This window comes from Microbacterium sp. B24, assembly GCF_000333415.1.
Lineage (GTDB): Bacteria > Actinomycetota > Actinomycetes > Actinomycetales > Microbacteriaceae > Microbacterium.
This window is the reverse complement of record NZ_BADB01000080.1, coordinates 1-1,157: the sequence shown is the minus strand read 5'-3', so window position 1 is coordinate 1,157 and position 1,157 is coordinate 1. Positions and strand designations below refer to the sequence as shown.

General features: G+C 68.4%; 1 pseudogene. It reads left to right on the top strand.

Annotated elements, in window-relative coordinates:
* A pseudogene (locus I5I_RS01805) lies at positions 1 to 1,157 on the top strand (enoyl-CoA hydratase-related protein); the annotation flags it as partial.

The window sequence follows — 1,157 nt, the reverse complement described above, 5'->3', positions numbered from 1 at the left end:
TCACGCTCGACAACGGTCGGGACCACACGCGGCCCAACACGCTCGGTCCGGCCACACTGACCGAGCTCGGGGCGACGCTGGCGAGCCTCAAGGCCCGTGCGGGGGCCGGCGAGATCCAGGCCGTGGGCATCACGGGCAAGCAGTACATCCTCGCCGCCGGCGCGGACCTCTCCGACATCACACGGGTCGGCTCCAAGGACAACGCCCGTCTGGTCGCGCAGCTCGGGCACAAGGTGCTCGGGTCGCTCGGCGAGCTCGGAGTGCCCTCCTTCGCCTTCGTCAACGGTCTCGCCCTCGGCGGGGGGCTGGAGATCGCGCTGAACTCGACGTACCGCACGGTCGACGCCTCCGCAGCCGCGATCGCCCTGCCCGAGGTGTTCCTGGGGATCATCCCCGGCTGGGGCGGCGCGTACCTGCTGCCGAACCTCATCGGCATCGAGAACGCCCTCGAGGTCGTCATCAGCAACCCCCTGAAGCAGAACCGCATGCTGAAGCCGCAGCAGGCGTACGACTACGGCATCTTCGACGCGATCTTCCCTGCTGCGACCTACCTCGAGAGCTCGCTCGCCTGGGCCGACGGGGTCCTGACGGGGGCCGTCAAGGTCGAGCGAAAGAACGAGCCGGGCAAGATCGAGCGCCTCACCAAGTGGCCCATCGCGATCAAGGTCGCGCGCGGCATGCTCGAATCCAAGATCGGCACGGTGCCCCGCTCCCCCTACGCCGCACTCGAGCTGCTCGACAAGGCGAAGGGCGGAACGAAGGCCGAGGGCTTCGCGCGCGAAGACGAGGCCCTGGCCGATCTCGTCACGGGCGACCAGTTCGCGGCATCCATGTACGCGTTCGATCTCGTGCAGAAGCGGGCCAAGCGGCCCGTCGGCGCTCCCGACAAGACCCTCGCGAAGAAGGTCACGAAAGTCGGCATCATCGGCGCGGGACTCATGGCGAGCCAGTTCGCGCTGCTGTTCGTGCGCAAGCTCCAGGGTGCCGGTGCTCATCACCGACCTCGACCAGGCCCGCGTCGACNAGGGCGTCGCCTACATCCACGACGAGATCGGCAAGCTCGAAAGCGAGGGTCGCCTCGACGCCGACGCCGCGAAACAGCTCCGCGCGCTCGTGACGGGCACGACCGAACAGAGCCTGTACGCCGACTGCGACTT